General features: G+C 64.9%; 17 protein-coding genes. 12 read left to right on the forward strand and 5 right to left on the reverse strand.

From position 1 onward, the window contains the following. From R3E49_RS03855 to R3E49_RS03900, 10 genes are read left to right on the forward strand one after another with little or no spacing between them, the layout of a single operon-like run. Positions 1 to 1530 (forward strand): hypothetical protein, encoded by a 1530-nt coding sequence (locus R3E49_RS03855; protein WP_371293845.1) that lies wholly within the window; start codon positions 1 to 3, stop codon positions 1528 to 1530. Next, complete coding sequence (locus tag R3E49_RS03860) at positions 1531 to 3600, forward strand: PEGA domain-containing protein (RefSeq protein WP_371293846.1); 2070 nt, start codon at positions 1531 to 1533, stop codon at positions 3598 to 3600. Between the two features lie 7 nt (positions 3601 to 3607). After that, on the forward strand, positions 3608 to 3862 hold the full coding sequence (locus tag R3E49_RS03865; protein ID WP_371293847.1) for a hypothetical protein: 255 nt from the start codon (positions 3608 to 3610) through the stop codon (positions 3860 to 3862). 9 nt (positions 3863 to 3871) lie between these two features. After that, a complete protein-coding gene (locus tag R3E49_RS03870; RefSeq protein ID WP_290746558.1) occupies positions 3872 to 4669 on the forward strand; it encodes a MotA/TolQ/ExbB proton channel family protein in 798 nt (265 codons plus the stop codon). A gap of 1 nt (position 4670) precedes the next feature. Further along, positions 4671 to 5927, forward strand: coding sequence for a hypothetical protein (locus R3E49_RS03875; RefSeq protein WP_371293848.1), 1257 nt, complete (start codon positions 4671 to 4673; stop codon positions 5925 to 5927). A gap of 12 nt (positions 5928 to 5939) precedes the next feature. Beyond that, positions 5940 to 7004: a VWA domain-containing protein gene (locus tag R3E49_RS03880; RefSeq protein WP_371293849.1), complete on the forward strand. Its 1065-nt coding sequence runs from the start codon at positions 5940 to 5942 to the stop codon at positions 7002 to 7004. 8 nt (positions 7005 to 7012) lie between these two features. Next, a complete protein-coding gene (locus tag R3E49_RS03885; protein ID WP_290746566.1) occupies positions 7013 to 8008 on the forward strand; it encodes a vWA domain-containing protein in 996 nt (331 codons plus the stop codon). Continuing rightward, the gene (locus tag R3E49_RS03890; protein WP_371293850.1) at positions 7992 to 8648 is read left to right on the forward strand and encodes a hypothetical protein; all 657 of its coding nucleotides are present in this window, start codon (positions 7992 to 7994) and stop codon (positions 8646 to 8648) included. The genes R3E49_RS03885 and R3E49_RS03890 overlap by 17 nt, the downstream gene beginning before the upstream one ends. Beyond that, positions 8645 to 9307, forward strand: coding sequence for a hypothetical protein (locus tag R3E49_RS03895; RefSeq protein WP_371293851.1), 663 nt, complete (start codon positions 8645 to 8647; stop codon positions 9305 to 9307). Before R3E49_RS03890 ends, R3E49_RS03895 begins: the two co-directional genes overlap by 4 nt. Positions 9308 to 9316: 9 nt before the next feature. Further along, complete coding sequence (locus R3E49_RS03900) at positions 9317 to 10747, forward strand: M48 family metalloprotease (RefSeq protein ID WP_371293852.1); 1431 nt, start codon at positions 9317 to 9319, stop codon at positions 10745 to 10747. A 15-nt stretch (positions 10748 to 10762) separates the two neighbouring features. Here R3E49_RS03900 and R3E49_RS03905 read toward each other — a convergent pair whose 3' ends face one another. From R3E49_RS03905 to R3E49_RS03920, 4 genes are all read right to left on the reverse strand, one after another. Next, positions 10763 to 11413 carry an MBL fold metallo-hydrolase gene (locus R3E49_RS03905; protein ID WP_371293853.1) on the reverse strand — a complete coding sequence of 217 codons (651 nt, stop codon included), beginning with the start codon at positions 11411 to 11413 and terminating at the stop codon, positions 10763 to 10765. A 3-nt stretch (positions 11414 to 11416) separates the two neighbouring features. After that, complete coding sequence (locus R3E49_RS03910) at positions 11417 to 12703, reverse strand: dicarboxylate/amino acid:cation symporter (RefSeq protein WP_371293854.1); 1287 nt, start codon at positions 12701 to 12703, stop codon at positions 11417 to 11419. Positions 12704 to 12745: 42 nt separating this feature from the next. Continuing rightward, positions 12746 to 13060 (reverse strand): hypothetical protein, encoded by a 315-nt coding sequence (locus tag R3E49_RS03915; RefSeq protein ID WP_371293855.1) that lies wholly within the window; start codon positions 13058 to 13060, stop codon positions 12746 to 12748. 99 nt (positions 13061 to 13159) lie between these two features. Beyond that, positions 13160 to 13999 (reverse strand): pirin family protein, encoded by an 840-nt coding sequence (locus R3E49_RS03920; RefSeq protein WP_371293856.1) that lies wholly within the window; start codon positions 13997 to 13999, stop codon positions 13160 to 13162. Positions 14000 to 14103: 104 nt separating this feature from the next. On the opposite strand from R3E49_RS03920, the gene R3E49_RS03925 reads away from it, so the two are divergent. Further along, the gene (locus R3E49_RS03925; RefSeq protein WP_371293857.1) at positions 14104 to 14991 is read left to right on the forward strand and encodes a LysR family transcriptional regulator; all 888 of its coding nucleotides are present in this window, start codon (positions 14104 to 14106) and stop codon (positions 14989 to 14991) included. Positions 14992 to 15100: 109 nt separating this feature from the next. Further along, a complete protein-coding gene (locus R3E49_RS03930; RefSeq protein ID WP_371293858.1) occupies positions 15101 to 16072 on the forward strand; it encodes a glutathione S-transferase family protein in 972 nt (323 codons plus the stop codon). On the opposite strand, the gene R3E49_RS03935 is transcribed toward R3E49_RS03930, so the two are convergent. Further along, positions 16069 to 16572 carry a histidine phosphatase family protein gene (locus R3E49_RS03935; protein WP_371293859.1) on the reverse strand — a complete coding sequence of 168 codons (504 nt, stop codon included), beginning with the start codon at positions 16570 to 16572 and terminating at the stop codon, positions 16069 to 16071. The genes R3E49_RS03930 and R3E49_RS03935 overlap by 4 nt on opposite strands. Positions 16573 to 16592 lie beyond the last annotated feature (20 nt).

Genomic DNA, 16592 nt, shown 5'->3' on the forward strand with positions numbered 1-16592 from the left:
ATGACCAGACCCAGCGATCCCGTCAAACCGATACCCTTCAGCGTCGCCGAGCCCACGCCCGGTATGGCTGCTGCCCCTGCGAGTACCAGCGGCCAGTCACGCTGGCTGGTCCCCGCGCTGCTGTTGCTGGTGATACTGGCGCTGGCCGTGGTGTTCTGGCTGCCGGGCCAGCTGGGCGATGACAAGTCAGCGGCCCGGCTGGCTGTCGATGGCAAGCCGCCAGCTGCCTCCGGCGCACCGCCCGCGGCAGCCGCGCCGCCCGCGCCGGAGCCGGCGGCCAGCCCCTGGTCTGATGCCCGGCAGGCCCGCCTGAGGCAGGAAGCGCAGGAAGTACTGGCACAGCTGGTGGAACTGCAGTTCACACTGGAGGAGCGGGGAGCGGCGTCCTGGGCGGGCCCCGCGCTGGACAACGCCAAAGCGGCCGCCACACGCGGCGATACGCACTATCAGGCCCGCGAGTTTTCAGACGCGACCGAGCAGTACCGGGACAGTCTGGCACAGCTTCAGGCGCTGGAAACACGTATTCCGGATATTCTGCAAGGCGCACTGACGGCGGCGGAGGATGCGCTGGAGCGGGGCGATGCAGATGCGCTGCAACCCGCACTGGAGACGGCGGAGCTGCTTGCACCGGCCGATTCTGCGCTGGAGGCGCTGCGCCAGAGGGCTGCCGTGATGACCGCACTGCAGGACAAGCTCGACACAGCGCTGGCGCTGGAGCGCGACGGCGACCTGGCGGGCGCGGAGGCCACACTGCGCGCTGCCACACAACTCGATCCGGCAAGCCGCCGCGCGGCGAACGCACTCGAGCGCGTGCAGGCCGCGCACACGGAGCAGCGCTACCAGAGCGCGATGAGTGAGGGCTATGCTGCGCTTGATGACGGTCGTTTTGACGCCGCGGCGAGCGCCTTCGCCAAGGCCCGTTCGCTGCAACCTGACAGCCCGGAAACCGAAGCCGCATTGACGGAGCTGCGCGCCACACAGACTGCCGACCGTCTCGGCAAGCTGCGACGCAAGGCGCAGGAACTCGAGGCCCAAGAGGCCTGGGGCGACGCCGTCGCCGGTTATGAGGAAGCCCTCGCGGTGGATCCAACCCTGGTCTTTGCCCAGGAGGGCCTGGCACGTGCGCAACCCCGGGCGCGGCTGGACAGCCAGCTGCGCGAGGCACTGGCCGCACCCGAGCGGCTGTCCGATCCGGCGGTTGCCAGAAGCCTGGAACAGGTACTGGCACAGGCCCGTACGGTGACACCTCAGGGGACGCTGCTCGGCAACCAGATCGAACAGCTGACGCAGCTGCTGGAACGGGCCAGCACCCCGGTCATCGTCACGCTGCGCTCGGATCAGCTCACCGCGGTGCTGGTACAGCGCGTGGCACGGCTGGGACAGTTCGGCGAACACAGCCTGGCGCTGCGCCCTGGCACCTACACGGCGGTCGGCACCCGCGATGGCTACCGTGATGTACGCAAGACGTTCACGGTGACTCCCGGCAGTCCACCGGAACCCATTTTTATCGCCTGCACGGACCCTGTTTGAATGAGCACTGACCGCGACACGACGCAGGCCATCACACCGAGCAGCTTCGAGCCTCTGAATCAGGGGCAGCAGCCCGAAACGAAGGGTGGATGGGGCTGGCGGCGCTGGCTGCTACCGGCAGTCATCCTGCTGTTCGCGCTGGTCATGGCGTTCCTGTTTACCGCACGTTCAGTGGAAATCAGCGTAGAGTCCAGCGCCCCCGCCGACATCGACCTGGGCGGCTTCCACCTGCCGCTGGGGGGCCGCTACCTGATGCTGCCCGGTGTCTATGCACTGCAAGTCAGCGCACCCGGTTACGTTCCGCTCGAGACCAGCATCACCGTCGGCGATGCCGCCAGCCAGCGCTGGCCCTTTTCCCTGCAGCCGCGCCCGGGGCGGGTCACTCTGCTGGCAGAGCCGGAGGGGGCAACCGTAACCATTGACGGCGAACAGGCCGGCAGTACACCCCTGGCTGCACTGGAGCTGGCTGCCGGCACACACACGCTGCAACTGCGCCACCCACGCTACCTGCCACTGGACGAGACGCTGCAGGTCGCCGGCCGCGACCGCGAGGAGACCTTCGAGTACCGCCTGTCACCGGCCTGGGCCGTGGCGTCGATCAACAGCGAGCCGGCCGGCGCCGACGTGCTCCTCGACGGCGAGCCGGTGGCGACGACCCCCGCCTCGGTCGAAGTCATGCAGGGCGAGCGGCAACTGCAGCTGCGGCTGCCCGGCTATGCCCCCTGGGAACAAACGCTGGTGGCAAAGGCGGGCGCCGACCTCGAGCTGGGCACCGTCACCCTGCAACCCGCTGCCGGACTGCTGGAACTTGCCAGCACGCCCAGCGGTGCCAATGTCACCCTGGATGGCGATTTCCAGGGCCAGACGCCGCTCACCTTGAACCTTGTTCCGGACAAACCGCAACGGCTGATGCTGACCCGGCCGGGATACCGACGCCACAGTGAAACCGTCCAGCTGGCCGCCGGCGCCACGGGGCGCAAGGCCATCACGCTGGCCGCCCAGCTGGGCGAAATCGATCTGCGGGTGCGTCCGCCCGAGGCGGAAGTACGCGTCAACGGTCGCCTGGTCGGGCGTGGCAACCAGTCCCTGTCACTGCCGACTGTTGAACACCGCGTGGAAATCAGTCTGCCGGGGCATCGCAGCGAGTCCCGGCGTATTACCCCGCGGCAGGGGCTGGAGCAGCGCTTTGAAGTTGCCCTGCAGACCGAGCAGGAAGCCCGGGTAGCACAGCTGCAGCCAGAGGTCACTTCAGCGCTGGGGCAAACGCTGCGCCTGTTTATCCCCGGCGAACATGGCCCGGACAGCTTTACCCTGGGTGCCTCGCGCCGCGAGCCCGGGCGCCGCGCCAACGAGGTTCTGCGCCCGGTCACGCTGCGCCGTATGTTCTACCTGCAGACCACAGAGGTGACCAACGCCCAGTTCAGGCAGTTCCTGGCGAGCCACAACTCGGGCCAGATCGAAGGCAACAGCCTGAACCGCGAACACCAGCCCGTCGCTCAGGTGAGCTGGCAGCAGGCCGCTCAGTTCTGCAACTGGCTGAGCCAACGCGAAGGCCTGCCGCCGTTCTACACGCAGAACCAGGGCATTGTCACCGGCTTCAATCCCGCGGCAACGGGTTACCGCCTGCCCACGGAGGCCGAGTGGGCCTGGGTCGCGCGCGTTAAAGGGGAAACACGGCTCACCTTCCCCTGGGGCGACACGTTCCCACCCACTGCAGTCCTCGAAAACTATGCCGACAGCAGCTCGGCCTATGTGACCGGCAGGACCGTGAACGGGTACAACGACGGTCAGGTGGTGAGCGCCACTGTTGCCAGCTTTCCCGCGAATCACCACGGCCTGCACGACCTGGGCGGCAACGTCGCCGAGTGGGTGCACGATGTCTACCAGATTCCCGCCGCAAACGCGCCGGCGGAAACGGATCCTCTGGGCCCGCAGAGTGGTGACAACTACGTCATACGCGGCGCCAGCTGGGCCATGAGCAGGATGTCGGAACTGCGGCTCCCGTTTCGCGATTATGGGCAAGCGGGGCGCGATGACGTAGGATTCCGGATCGCGCGCTATGCGGAGTAGGCCGACCATGCTGAGCGGAACACGCACTACACTGCTGACCTGTCTGCTGCTGGTTGGCTGGGCCACCGCGCACCCGGCCGCGGGCCAGGACACAGCGGACGACGCCGGTGCGCAAGCCAGCGAAGCGACGACACCGCAGCCCCCTGAACCCGCAGCGACAGGCAGCGCAGGCACAACACCCCCCCCGGGATCGCCGCTGGAGTACGAAGCCTCCGAGCAGATCTCGGAAGACCTTTCCGTCTCATTCCCCGTGGATATCTAGGACACCACCATGAAAATCAAGTTATCCCCGGAATTCACCTTCCAGCTCTTCGCACTGCTGATTGCCATCATCGTTGTGCACGGCCTGTATGTCGGCGTGATCCGACCCAGCGCGGACGCACAGCTGCAGGAGCAGATGGCGCTGCAGGCCGCCGGTGAGGACATCGTGCCAGAGCGCAGCCTGGCGGTTGTCATACGGGACTTCGAGCAGGAAGCCTGCTTCATTCTGCTGTTGTGGGCCCTGGCCATCATGGCCTACAAGGGCCGCAGTACCCTGCGCGAACAGGCGCTGCTGGAACGTGCACTGCTCGATATCCCCGATGGCACCACCCTGCTGCCGGAGGATGCGCGCGAGTACAGCCGTTCACTGGAGGCGCTTCCCGCCGCGGAGCAGGACTATCTGCTGCCGCGCACGCTGTTAAGCGCACTGCAGCGTTTCGCCACCACGGGCAGCATCCAGGCGGTGTCCAACACCATCAAGGAGGAGTGCGAAGTGGAGTCCGATCGGCTCGACTCGGAACTGTCGATGGTGCGCTACATTGCCTGGGCAATTCCCTCCATCGGCTTCATCGGGACGGTGCGCGGCATCGGCGATGCACTCGCGCAGGCCTACAAGGCCGTCGAGGGCGATATTTCCGGTGTCACGGTGAGCCTCGGCGTCGCCTTCAACAGCACGTTCGTCGCGCTGGTGCTGAGCATCATCATCATGTTCTGCCTGCACCAGCTGCAACAGTCGCAGGAGAAACTGGTGCTGGACTGCCAGCGCTACGCCGACAAGCGACTGCTGCGCCATCTGGTGGCTCACTGATATGCCGGTCGCCTGGCTCGACATTCACGACAGTAACCTGCAGATCTGGCACGGTGACCTGCACCTGAGCAGCCCCGGCTATGCCCTGCTGGACGCCGGGCAGTACCGGTTCGGGCAGGATGCGCGCGCGGCAGCACGGCTGCGGCCGCGTGACATTTCCACGCGCTACTGGTGGCAACTCAATACCGACGCACTGCAGCCCGCGCTGGGACCGGCCAGACACACCGCCGACCTGGTCCACGCCCATCTGCAGGCGCTGCACCGGGAGGCCGGTGCACCGGATGAGCTGTTGCTGGCCGCGCCAGGCAGCATGCGCAAGGAACAGGTCGCGCTGCTTTTGGGGATTATCCAGCAGTGCCCGTTTGCGGCGGTGGGCCTGGTCAACCGCAGTGTCGCCCTGGCCAGTCTTCACCCTCCGGAGACCACCCTGTTCCACCTGGAGATCCAGCTGCATCAGGCGCTGCTCAGCGAAGTACGTCGCGACGGGACGGAGGTCCTCCTGCACAAGGTAACGCCACTGCCCGGCTGCGGGCTGCTGGCGCTGCAGGAGCGGGTGGTCGAGGCAGCGGCCAGCGCGTTCATTCGCCAGACCCGATTCGATCCCCGCCGCCGTGCGGAAACCGAGCAGCAGCTTTACAATGCCCTGCCCGGCACCCTGCGCACCCTGCGCGACGCCGCCGAGACCAGCCTGAGCGTGAACGGCTACCACGCGCGACTGACGCGCCATGACCTGCAGGCCGCCAGCCGCACCCTGCTCGACGCGGTCACCGGCAACCTGCCCCGCGAACACCCACCGACACTGATGCTGGATCCTGTGGCTGCCCTCCTGCCAGAGCTGCGGTCACGCCTGGCGGCGATCGTGTTGCAGGACGGCGATATGCAGCGTGCACTGGCCCTGCACGAGCCGCGCCTGCTGCAGCGCGCCGAAGCCCTGGTCTTTGTCGAGCGCCTGCCCGCCGCGGCAGGCGCAGCGGCCAACACTGCGCCAGAGCCGGCGGCGCCGAAGCCGCTGCCCCGCGCAACGCACCTGCTGCGTCATGCCGAGGCCCGCGCACTGCGGGTTGATGGCACCTCACTGGGCGCAGGCTGGTCCCTGGTGGCGGATGCCGCTGGTGGCTGGCGGCTGCATGCAGGGCCGGATGCGGGGGAATTGACGGTCAACAACGGGCCGTGTCACGACGGGGACTGCGTTGCGAGCGGGGATCGCCTGCAACTGGCGGACGGCACCGAGGCCCTGCTGATCCGGGTCAGCGAGTAGGCGAGGCTCAGCATGGCAAGGCGCAAGCGCGGCTTTACCACCTTCAACCTGAGCTTTCTGGACATCATGTCCTGCGGCTTCGGCGCAGTCGTGCTGGTTTTTCTGATCATTGACCACTCCATAGAAGTGCAATCGCGCGAGCTGAACCGCGACCTGCTCTCGGAAGTCAACCTGCTGGAGGAGGATATCGCCGACGGCGAAGCCGGGCTGGTGAAACTGCGCAACGCCCTGAGTGACATCGACCAGCAGATGGTGGAGGCCCAGGGCAGGGCCACACGGGTGACAGAGGAGATCGACGAGTATGAAGCGCTGATCGCGGGCCTGCGCGATGCCACCAGCAGCAGCCCCGACCTGGAGCGGCTCAAATCCCAGATTCAGGCACTGGAGGCCGAAGTGCAGCGCCTGCGGGAATCCACCGAGGACACCAGCGGCGACGGCAACCGCCAGTACCTGACCGGGCTCAATCTGGGCGGGCGGCATATCGTGATCCTGCTGGATGTTTCATCCAGCATGCTGGCTGATCGCCTGGTCAATATTATCCGCCTGCGCAATATGGGTGCCGAAATACAACGTGTAGCGGAGAAGTGGAGCCGCGCACTGAGCACCGTTGACTGGCTGACGGCCCAGCTGCCGGTCGGCAGCAGCTACCAGATCATTACCTTCAATTCGGAGGCCGGCTTTGCGCTGCCGGAAACCGCCGGCAAGTGGCTGGAGGTTGCCAATCAGCCGCAGCTGGAATCCGCCACACGCGCCCTGCGCAGCATCCTGCCCAGCGGCGGCACCAGCCTGGAAAATGCCTTCATCGCCCTGGGGCGGTTGAGCCCGGCAGCCGATAACATATTCCTGATTACGGACGGCCTGCCGACCCAGGGCACCACGGCGCCGCGTGGCAGCACCGTCAGCGGCAAACAGCGCCTGGACCTCTATCAGCAGGCGCTGCGGCGGCTGCCACGGAACGTGCCCGTGAATATCATTCTTGCGCCGATGGAGGGGGACCCGATGGCGGCTTCGGCGTTCTGGCAACTTGCCCAGGCGACCCGTGGCAGCTTCATGACGCCCTCGCGGGACTGGCCCTAGGAGTCGACATGCGCAAGCGACGCACCACCGAAGAATTCTCGCTGTCGTTTCTCGACGTCATCTGCTGTGGCTTTGGCGCCGTGATCCTGCTGTTGATGATTACCAAAACGGTGCAGCCGCAAATCATAGAGGCGTCCACCGTCAACCTGCAGGGCAAGGTTGCCGAGCTGCAGGAGCAAGTGTTCGAGATACGGGGCGAAACGCGCATCCTCAACCGCGACCTGAACGCGCGCCAGGAACAGCTGTCGGCCTACCGCGAGCGCATCGCCATTCTCCAGGCACAACTGGCCAGCACGCGCTCCCGCCACGACAGCCTGCAGGTCAACGCCAGCACCAGTGATGTGATCGCCGAGCAGCTGGCCATTGCACGCCAGTCGCTCACCGAGGAACAGAAGCGCCTGCAGGCCCAGCAGTCGCAGGCAAAAAACAATTATATTGGCGGCATACCGGTCGACAGCGAGTACATCATCTTTGTTATCGACACGTCCGGCTCCATGTTCTATTACGCCTGGGAGCGAGTGCTGAGAGAGGTCGAGTCCGTGCTGAGTATCTACCCGGAGGTGAAGGGTATCCAGGTGATGAACGATATGGGTGACTACATGTTCAGCCGCTATCGCGGCCAGTGGATACCGGATACCGCCGCGCGGCGCACGGCGATCATCCAGAATCTGCGCAACTGGAACGTGTTCAGCAACTCGAGCCCGGTGGAGGGCATCACCCAGGCCATTCGCAGCTTTTACGATGGGAAGAAACGCATTAGCATCTACGTGTTCGGCGACGACTTTACCGGCAACTCGATCAGCCAGGTGCTTACCACCGTTGACCGGCTCAACCGCGACAGCGGTGACCAGCGCCTGATACGCATCCATGCCGTGGGTTTTCCCGTACTCTATTCACAGGCGCCCGCCCAGCAGAACACCGCACACCGCTTCGCGGCGCTGATGAGAGAGATGACGTATCGCAATGGAGGCACCTTTGTCGGGCTCAATGACTACCGCCCCTGAGCGCGGCCTCTGGCTCGCGGCGCTGGTGCTCGCCTGCCTGCTCGCGGGCTGCGGCACCAAACAGGTGGTTGTCGAGAGCGAGTTCCCCGACCCGGTGATGAACCCGCTGCCGTTGACGCTGGGCATCTGGTACGACGACGACTTCGCCAATCACGAGTTCTTCGACGAGGCCAGCGGACGGGCAGAATCCAGCTGGCTGGTGAATACCGGCCAGGCACAGGTGGAACTGTGGCACACCCTGCTCAGGGGCATGTTCCGCCAGGTGGTGTTCATGAACGGCAAACCGGGGCCGGGGCAGATGAATCCGCTGGTGGATGCCGTCCTGCTGCCCTCGGTCGATGAATTACAGTACGCCATCCCGGCGCACACCAACGTCAAGGTCTACGAGATCTGGATGCGCTACCGTTTCCAACTGGTCACTATGGGCGGAGACCCCATTGCGGAATGGACCATGCCGGCGTATGGCAAAACCCCCACAGCGTTCATGCAGAGCGATGAAGGTGCCGTACGGCTGGCCGCCATCGTCGCCCTGCGCGATGCAGGTGCGCATTTCGCCACCACCTTTACCCGTGTGCCGCAGGTTGAGGCCTGGCTCAACAGCCTGCCCCGTGCTGGCGGCCAGGCCCAGGTGCTACCGTGAGCCTGCGTCTCCTGCTGATGGGTGCCGTGCTCCTGCCCTGGTTGACCGGCTGCGTGAACGCCACCGTGGACCAGATGGTATTCAATTCACCGACGGCCGGTATCGGTAACGCTTCGGTGGTGATTCTCGGTCGCCGCCACGCCAGCGACTACGAGACTGAACCGGGCTTTATCAGCTGTGTCGGCGGGCATATCGAAGCACGCGACCCCTCGATTCGCGTGATCGATGAACTGGAGTTTCTCAATGCTCTCTACCCATGGTTCGAACCGCGCACCGCGCCCCTGCGCCCCTCGGATCTGGAAAAACTCTTCGAGCACCGCGATGTGGCCGAAAAGTTTGCGGCCCTGCAGACGCGGTACATGATCTGGATTGACGGCAGCACGGTACGGGGCGACTCAGCGGGTTCCATGACCTGCGGTATCGGTCCGGGCGGCGCTGGCTGCTTCGGCTTCGGCACCTGGTCTGACGACGCCAGCTACGAAGCCACCATCTGGGATTTTACTCAGCGCGCCGAGGTCGGCCGCATCAGCGCCACGGCCAGTGGCCAGTCCTATATGCCCGCCGTGGTGCTGCCGATTCCCATTATCGCTCCGGTTCAGGGCACTGCCTGCGACAGCGTGGGCGACCAGCTGCTGGAGTTCCTCTCGCACACACCCTAGGAGCCGCCCATGATGACCGCACTCATACGTCACGCCGCGCTGGGCCTTGCACTGCTCGCCGCGCTCACCGGCTGCGCCGGCAACCCCGCAACCGGTGGTGCCAGCGTGGTGGTCATGAGTGAATCCAAGGAAGCGAAGATCGGGCAGGAGATGTACGCCGAGATCCAGAAAGAGGGTGCAATCTACGATGACCGGGAGCTGCAGGACTACGTGAACCGTGTCGGTCAGCGCCTGGTCGCCAACAGCGACCGGCCAGACCTGCCCTTCACCTTCACCGTCATCGACAGCCCGGACCTGAATGCCTTCGCAACACCGGGCGGCTATGTCTATATCCACCGCGGACTGCTCGCCTACCTCGACTCCGAAGCCGAACTGGCCGGCGTGCTCGGCCATGAGATCGCCCACGTTACGGCGCGGCACGCCGCCCGCCAGCGCGCCGGATCACTCACCACACAGGTGCTGGCAGTCACCGCCGGTGTGCTCACCGGCAGCCGGGACATCATGGACTCCGCGGGCATGTACGGCACCGAGCTGGTTCGTGGCTACGGCCGGGAGCACGAACTGGAGGCGGACGGTCTGGGGGCGCGTTATATGTACCTGAGCGGCTATGAGCCCGACGCACTGTTGAACGTGATTGGCGTGCTCAAGGACCAGGAGCAGTATCAGCGCGTGCGCGCCAAGGCGGGCGGCAAGCCCGCCGGCACCTACCACGGGCTTTACGCCACACACCCGCGCAACGACCAGCGTCTGCAAACCGTGATCCGCGCCGCCAGCGAGTTGGACACCGGGCAGGTGCTAGAGGATCCCAGTATACCCGGCGAGTTTCAGCGGCGCACGGATGGGCTACCCTGGGGCCCGCGCATAAAACGTGAAGACAACCGCTATTACCACAACAAGCTGGCGTTCAGTTTTGCCTACCCGCCGGGCTGGCAGGTCAGCAGTGGCAGCCGCGCGATCGTCGCCAGCGCCGCAGATGGCAGCGCCAGCCTCACCATTACCCTGCAGAAACCGGACCCGCAACAAACCCCGCAACAGGCCCTGGAGGCGGCGGCCAGCGGCGGCATCAGCCATGGCCTGGACCTTGAGCAGGCGGGTCTGCAGGGGTACAGCGCCCTCGCCAGTGGCGGCGGAGAGACACGGCGCCTGGCGGTGATCAATCACAACTGGCAATTCCTGTTTGAGGGCAAGGCTGACAAATTCAAAGCCGCGGACGCCGACCTGCTGGCAATGATCCAGAGCTTCCGCCCGCTGCATCCACAGGAACGCAATGCCGGTGAACAGCGTTATGTGCGCTATATCCAGGTACCACGGGGCGCCACCATGGCCAGCCTCGCTGCCAGTATTCGGCTACCGGATGCGGAAGCACAGCTGCGGCTGCTGAATGGGCTGTATCCCAGTGGTGAGCCGCGCACCGGGGACTGGATCAAGATTATCCAGTAGTCGGCGGAACCACCGTCAGCCGTAACGTGTGTCAGACACGAACGGGTTGCTGCGACGCTCCTGGCCGAACGTTGAGGTGGGGCCGTGGCCGGGGACAAAGGTGATATCGTCGCCCAGGGGAAACAACGTTTCGCGAATGCTGGCAATCAACTGGTCGTGATCGCCTCGCGGGAAATCGGTGCGCCCGATGGAGCCCTGGAACAGCACATCGCCCACCCAGGCCACCCGCTGTCCCGCGTGCAGAAACACCACATGGCCCGGGGTATGGCCAGGGCAATGAAAGACCTGCAGGGTCTGCGCGCCCACTGTCACCGTGTCACCCTGCTCCAGCCAGCGGTCGGGAACAAAGGCATCGGCGTGCGGAAAGCCTGACATCCTGCACCACTCGGGCAGACGGTCAATCCAGAACGCGTCCTCTTTTTCAGGCCCCTCAATCGGCACACCCAGCTGCTGGCGCAACACATCCGCTGCAGCGCAGTGATCCATATGGCCATGGGTCAGCAATATTTTCTCTAGTGTTGCCCCCATTTTTTCTGCGGCCTGCAACAGGCGTTCGACATCACCACCGGGGTCCACCAGGGCCCCGCGCCCGGTGTCCAGGCATTTGATGATGGAGCAGTTCTGCTGGTAGGCCGTGACCGGCACGATCGTCACCTGAATAGACATGGTTTACTTCCGGTTCGACTCCAGGTCGGCACGGGGGTCACCAAAGACCGCCATGTCGAGCTGGTTTTCACTTTTACCCACAATCACGGCTACGGTGGCGTCGCCAGTGACGTTGACTGCGGTGCGCACCATGTCCAGCAGGCGATCGACACCGATGATGAGAGCGATCCCCTCAACCGGCAGACCGGCCTGTTCCAGCACCAGCGCCAGCGTAACCAGACCGACACCGGGCACTGCCGCAGTGCCGATGGAGGCGAGAGTGGCGGTAAGAATCACCGTCAGATACGCCGCCATGCCCAGTTCCACGCCATACACCTGGGCGATAAACACCGTGGCAACGCCCTGCATGATCGCCGTTCCATCCATGTTGATCGTGGCCCCGAGTGGCACGGTAAACCCGGCAACGGAACTGTGTACACCCAGCCGGCGCTCCACGGTACGCAGGGTAATCGGCAAGGTGGCACCCGAGGAGGCGGTGCTGAAGGCAAAGGCCCACACCGAGCGCATCTTGTGCATCATCATTCGCGGAGACACCCGGGCGATGGTCGCCAGCATGGCGCTGTAGGTCACCAGACCGTGGAACAGCAGCACCGCGAGGACCGTGAAGAAATAGGCGGCGAGATCCATGATGGCACTGATGCCCATCTCGGCAAACAGTTTGGCGAGCAGGGCAAACACTCCCCAGGGGGCCAGCTCCATGAGCAGGCCCACCATCTTCATGATCACCGCTTCCATGTCGGTAAAAAAGCTGGCGATGCGACGCCCCGGCTCACCGGCGTGGGAAATGGCGTAACCGAAGAGCAGCGCAAACACGATCACCTGTAACATGTTGCCTTCGGCCATGGCGGCGATCGGGTTGGAGGGCACGATGCCCACCAGCACATCAGTGAGCGGCGGTGGCTTGGCCACCTCAAATTGCGCATCCCCCGCCATTTCCACGCCGGCACCCGGGCCGATGGCCACCGCCGCGAGCAGGGCGATGCTGATGGCGATGGCCGTGGTCGCCAGGTAGAACAGGATGGTTTTCACCGCGATGGGGCCCATGCGGGCACTGTCGCCCAGAGAGCTCGAGCCACAGATAAGCGATACCAGCACCAGGGGCACTACCAGCAGTTTCAGTGAGGCCACAAACATGCGGCCAACGACGTCGAAAACGCCAAGCACCAGCCACTCATTGACCACCCGACGCCAGACGTCGGCCAGCTCACTGCTCTGCAACAACAGGTTGCACAGGGAACCGAGGACAATACCGGCCACCATCGCAAGGAGAATGCGCTTGGTCAGGCTCATTGCAGGGCGAGCCTCCAGCCGCTTGGCGCCCGGATCACGACATCAGGCATCGCTGTCGCACACTCCCGGTGTATGGCTGACCACGCCCGCATCGGCACAGGCATTGCAGGGCGAGGACAGCGTCTCGCGCTGTCCGCCGTCGCGCAGCGCACACACGGGGTTGTATTCCATCGTGCACACCTGCGGTCGAGGCTCCGTGCAGACCTGTTCACTACTCGCGCTCTGCAACGGCGCGTCCACCACCTCAGGCGATGCCACCCCGGCGGGTTGCTCCTGCGGTGGCTCTGGCGCTGGAGGCTGGTTTACACCACACCCCGTGAGCAGCAAAATCAGGCACAGCGCCGGATATCGCAGCATGACTCATCCTTTCCCATGGCAAAGCGCTAGGGTACCACCGCCACCACATAAACGCAGCCGTCCTGTCGGTTACCGCGGCAGACAATGGTCCGCCAGCGATCAGCCGAACTCGCCCGACTGGTAGTCGCGAATCGCCTGCTCAAGTTCGGCCTGCGTGTTCATCACGAAGGGGCCGTACTGGGCAACAGGTTCGGCAACCGGCTCCCCACGCAGCAGTAGCAGGGAGGCCCCTGCGCTACCGGCGCGCAGTGACCAGCGATCCCCGTGCGTCGTAATGGCCAGCTCCCCCGCCGTAATGGGCTGGGCCGACTGGTCAAGCGACCCTGCATACACATAGGCCAGCAGGGCATCACCGGGCGGCACGAGCAGCGCAAGGGTCGCCCGGGGATGCAGCGTGAGGTCAACCAGCGCGGCCCGCGGGACGAGTTCCCGCAAGGGTCCATGGCCGAGCCACTCACCCAGCTGCCACTCACCGGCGATCACGGCAGCGACGTAGCCGTCGCCCTCGACATGCGTTAGCGCTGACGCCGGAATATCCCGGTAGCGGGGCTCACTCAGCTTTTCCGCCGCGGGCAGGTTGATCCAGAGCTGAAAGCCGTGCAGGCCCTCGGTGTCCGCGGTGGGCATCTCAGAGTGGATAATGCCGCGCCCAGCCGACATCCACTGCACGCCGCCATCGCGAATCTCACCGCGATTGCCCCGGCTGTCCTCGTGGATAATGCCGCCGTGCTTCATGTACGTCAGCGTTTGCATACCCCGATGGGGGTGCGGCGGGAAACCGCCCCCCAAATCTTCCCGGCGCTGCGCGCGGAGTTCATCGAGCATGAGAAACGGGTCCATCGCCGCATGCCGCATGCCGGTCACCCGCTGAATCGCCACGCCGTCTCCGTCCTGGGCAGGCCTGGCCCGGCGTATCTCCTGTACCGAACGATCGTTCATACACATTGCTCCCGGTGGCTGTTGGCGCAGATTAAGCTCGTTATTTGCGAAAATAAATTGCATTATTTCGCCTGTTACTTTCGATAATAAAGAAAGGTCAGGATGTGAACCGCACAACACTTGAACAGTGGCGCATGCTGCAGGCCGTGATCGAACACGGCGGATTCGCCCAGGCCGCCGCGGCCATCCACAAGAGCCAGTCGACCATCAATCATGCGGTGCACAAACTGCAGGACCAGCTGGGCGTCAGACTGCTGGAAGTCGTGGGCCGCAAGGCGCAGCTTACCGAGGCAGGCACATTAATGTTGCGCCGTGCCTCCCAGCTGCTGACACAGGCAGCCCAGCTGGAGGACGTCGCCAGCAGCCTCGCGCAGGGTACGGAGGCGGAGATTCATCTGGCGGTGGATGAGTTATACCCCACGGCACAACTGGCCCAGGTGATGGCGGCGTTCTCCCATCGCTATCCCAATACCCGGATAGCGCTTTACGAGACTGTCCTTTCCGGTGGCGAGGAGCGCCTGCTGCGGGGCGAAGTCGGGTTACTGATTGCGAGCTCGGTTCCCGCGGGCTTCCTCGGCGAGCCCGTCATGCAGGCCGAATTCGTTGCCGTCGCGGCGCGCGGGCACGCTCTGCACGCGCTGGGCCGCACCCTGACGCTACAGGATCTTGCGCGGGAGCGACAAATCGTCATTCGCGACTCCGCCCAGGACCGGCGCACCGACGCCGGCTGGCTCGGCGCGGAGCAGCGCTGGACCGTAAGCCACGTGGCCACATCCATTGAGCTGGTCAGTCGTGGACTCGGCTTCGCCTGGCTGCCGCGCACGCGCATCTCAACCGCCCTGGACGCAGGCGAGCTGGAAGCACTGCCGCTGGAGCAGGGAGCCCGCCGCCACGCGACGTTGTACCTGACGGTTGCCGACCCCGACTGTGCCGGCCCCGCCGCGCGTTACCTCGCTGAGCTATTCAGCCGGCAAGGCCCCGCGGCAGCATAAAGGGCACATTGGTTCTATTTTTTAGAAAGATTTTGTCAAAATTATGCGCTTTTAAAAGCAGTTCTTCGAATTCACACTCCTGAGAAACAGACACGACAGGAGCAGTGCGATGGGTATGCTGGTTAACGGGCAGTGGCAGGACGTCTGGTACGACACTGACAGCAACGAGGGACGCTTTGTCCGCGAGAGCGCCCGGTTCAGGCACTGGGTCACCGCCGACGGCGCGGCGGGCGCGACGGGAGACAGCGGGTTTGCCGCCGCATCCGGGCGCTATCACCTGTACGTATCCCTCGCCTGCCCCTGGGCCCATCGAACGCTGATCGTGCGGGCGTTGAAGGGCCTGGAAGCGCTCATTGATGTGTCGGTGGTCAGCCCCCTGATGCTGGAGAACGGCTGGACCTTCGATCGTGACGCAGGCAGCACCGGCGACAGGGTGGGCGGCGCCGACTTCCACCATCAGGTCTACACCCGGGCGGACCCCACCTACACCGGGCGGGTAACGGTGCCGGTGCTCTGGGACCGCGAACGCAATACCATTGTCAGCAACGAATCCGCTGACATCATTCGCATGTTCAACAGTGCCTTCAATGACATCACCGGGAACACGCTCGACCTGTATGGCCCGTCCGAGCGCGCCGCCATTGACCACTGGAATGCGCGCATTTACCCCGCCATCAACAACGGCGTATACCGCGCGGGCTTTGCCACCACACAGCAGGCCTACGAAGAGGCCTACCATGCCCTGTTCGCGGAGCTTGACCACATCGATGCACACCTTGCGCATCAGCGGTACCTGACCGGCACCACCCTGACCGAGGCAGACATTCGCCTGTTCACCACACTGATCCGCTTCGACGCCGTGTACCACGGGCATTTCAAGTGCAACCGGCAGCGGCTGGAGGACTACCGGCACCTGCCGGGGTACATCCGCGATATCTACCAGCGTCCGGGCGTGGCGGACACGGTGGATTTCGACCACATCAAAACCCACTACTACGCGTCGCATCGCAACATCAATCCAACCGGCGTGGTGCCCGTCGGCCCCGACATCGACTACGCATCAGCCCACGGGCGCCGCTAACCGCCCGGCGGCAGGTCCCTGGGGAACAGCTGCTGCTGCAGGGTCCCGGCGACGTCGCCCACGGACGCCCAGTGCTGCACAGGCAGCTGCATGCGCAGATAGCCCGCCGTCGGCAGGTTGGCCAGCCGCAGCGCCGGCAGCAGCTGGTTGGCCAGGTCGGTCAGACCCGGATTGTGCCCGATCAGAAACAGCTGCGCCTCGTCGGGGCGGGCGCGTAACCAGGCCAGCAGGTCCGTTGCGCTGAAGGTGTACAGATCCGGTTCACTGCAATGTGATGCTGCGGCCAGTCCGGGCCAGCCCGCGCACAGGCCCTGCAGGGTCATCTGCGCGCGCCGCGCCGTGCTGGCATGGATACCCATGGGCGCCAGCTGCCGCTGCAACGCCGCACCCATGCGCGGTGCGTCACGCAGCCCTCGGGCGTTCAGTGGCCGCTCGTGGTCGGCGAGACCCGGCTCCCCCCAATCGGACTTGGCGTGACGCAGGATGTGCAGGATTTTCATCGGGTTTTCCTCTCTCCCCA

Origin of the sequence: Haliea sp. (assembly GCF_041395985.1) — a bacterium.
Lineage (GTDB): Bacteria > Pseudomonadota > Gammaproteobacteria > Pseudomonadales > Halieaceae > Haliea.

Excerpts from the sequence above, each read along its gene's own strand:
- R3E49_RS03935 (WP_371293859.1), bottom strand. The coding sequence starts at position 16,572 with ATGAAAATCCTGCACATCCTGCGTCACGCCAAGTCCGATTGGGGGGAG.
- R3E49_RS03880 (WP_371293849.1), top strand. The coding sequence starts at position 5,940 with ATGGCAAGGCGCAAGCGCGGCTTTACCACCTTCAACCTGAGCTTTCTG.
- R3E49_RS03900 (WP_371293852.1), top strand. The coding sequence starts at position 9,317 with ATGATGACCGCACTCATACGTCACGCCGCGCTGGGCCTTGCACTGCTC.
- R3E49_RS03860 (WP_371293846.1), top strand. The coding sequence starts at position 1,531 with ATGAGCACTGACCGCGACACGACGCAGGCCATCACACCGAGCAGCTTC.
- R3E49_RS03870 (WP_290746558.1), top strand. The coding sequence starts at position 3,872 with ATGAAAATCAAGTTATCCCCGGAATTCACCTTCCAGCTCTTCGCACTG.
- R3E49_RS03885 (WP_290746566.1), top strand. The coding sequence starts at position 7,013 with ATGCGCAAGCGACGCACCACCGAAGAATTCTCGCTGTCGTTTCTCGAC.
- R3E49_RS03875 (WP_371293848.1), top strand. The coding sequence starts at position 4,671 with ATGCCGGTCGCCTGGCTCGACATTCACGACAGTAACCTGCAGATCTGG.
- R3E49_RS03890 (WP_371293850.1), top strand. The coding sequence starts at position 7,992 with ATGACTACCGCCCCTGAGCGCGGCCTCTGGCTCGCGGCGCTGGTGCTC.
- R3E49_RS03855 (WP_371293845.1), top strand. The coding sequence starts at position 1 with ATGACCAGACCCAGCGATCCCGTCAAACCGATACCCTTCAGCGTCGCC.
- R3E49_RS03915 (WP_371293855.1), bottom strand. The coding sequence starts at position 13,060 with ATGCTGCGATATCCGGCGCTGTGCCTGATTTTGCTGCTCACGGGGTGT.
- R3E49_RS03910 (WP_371293854.1), bottom strand. The coding sequence starts at position 12,703 with ATGAGCCTGACCAAGCGCATTCTCCTTGCGATGGTGGCCGGTATTGTC.
- R3E49_RS03920 (WP_371293856.1), bottom strand. The coding sequence starts at position 13,999 with ATGAACGATCGTTCGGTACAGGAGATACGCCGGGCCAGGCCTGCCCAG.
- R3E49_RS03905 (WP_371293853.1), bottom strand. The coding sequence starts at position 11,413 with ATGTCTATTCAGGTGACGATCGTGCCGGTCACGGCCTACCAGCAGAAC.
- R3E49_RS03865 (WP_371293847.1), top strand. The coding sequence starts at position 3,608 with ATGCTGAGCGGAACACGCACTACACTGCTGACCTGTCTGCTGCTGGTT.
- R3E49_RS03930 (WP_371293858.1), top strand. The coding sequence starts at position 15,101 with ATGGGTATGCTGGTTAACGGGCAGTGGCAGGACGTCTGGTACGACACT.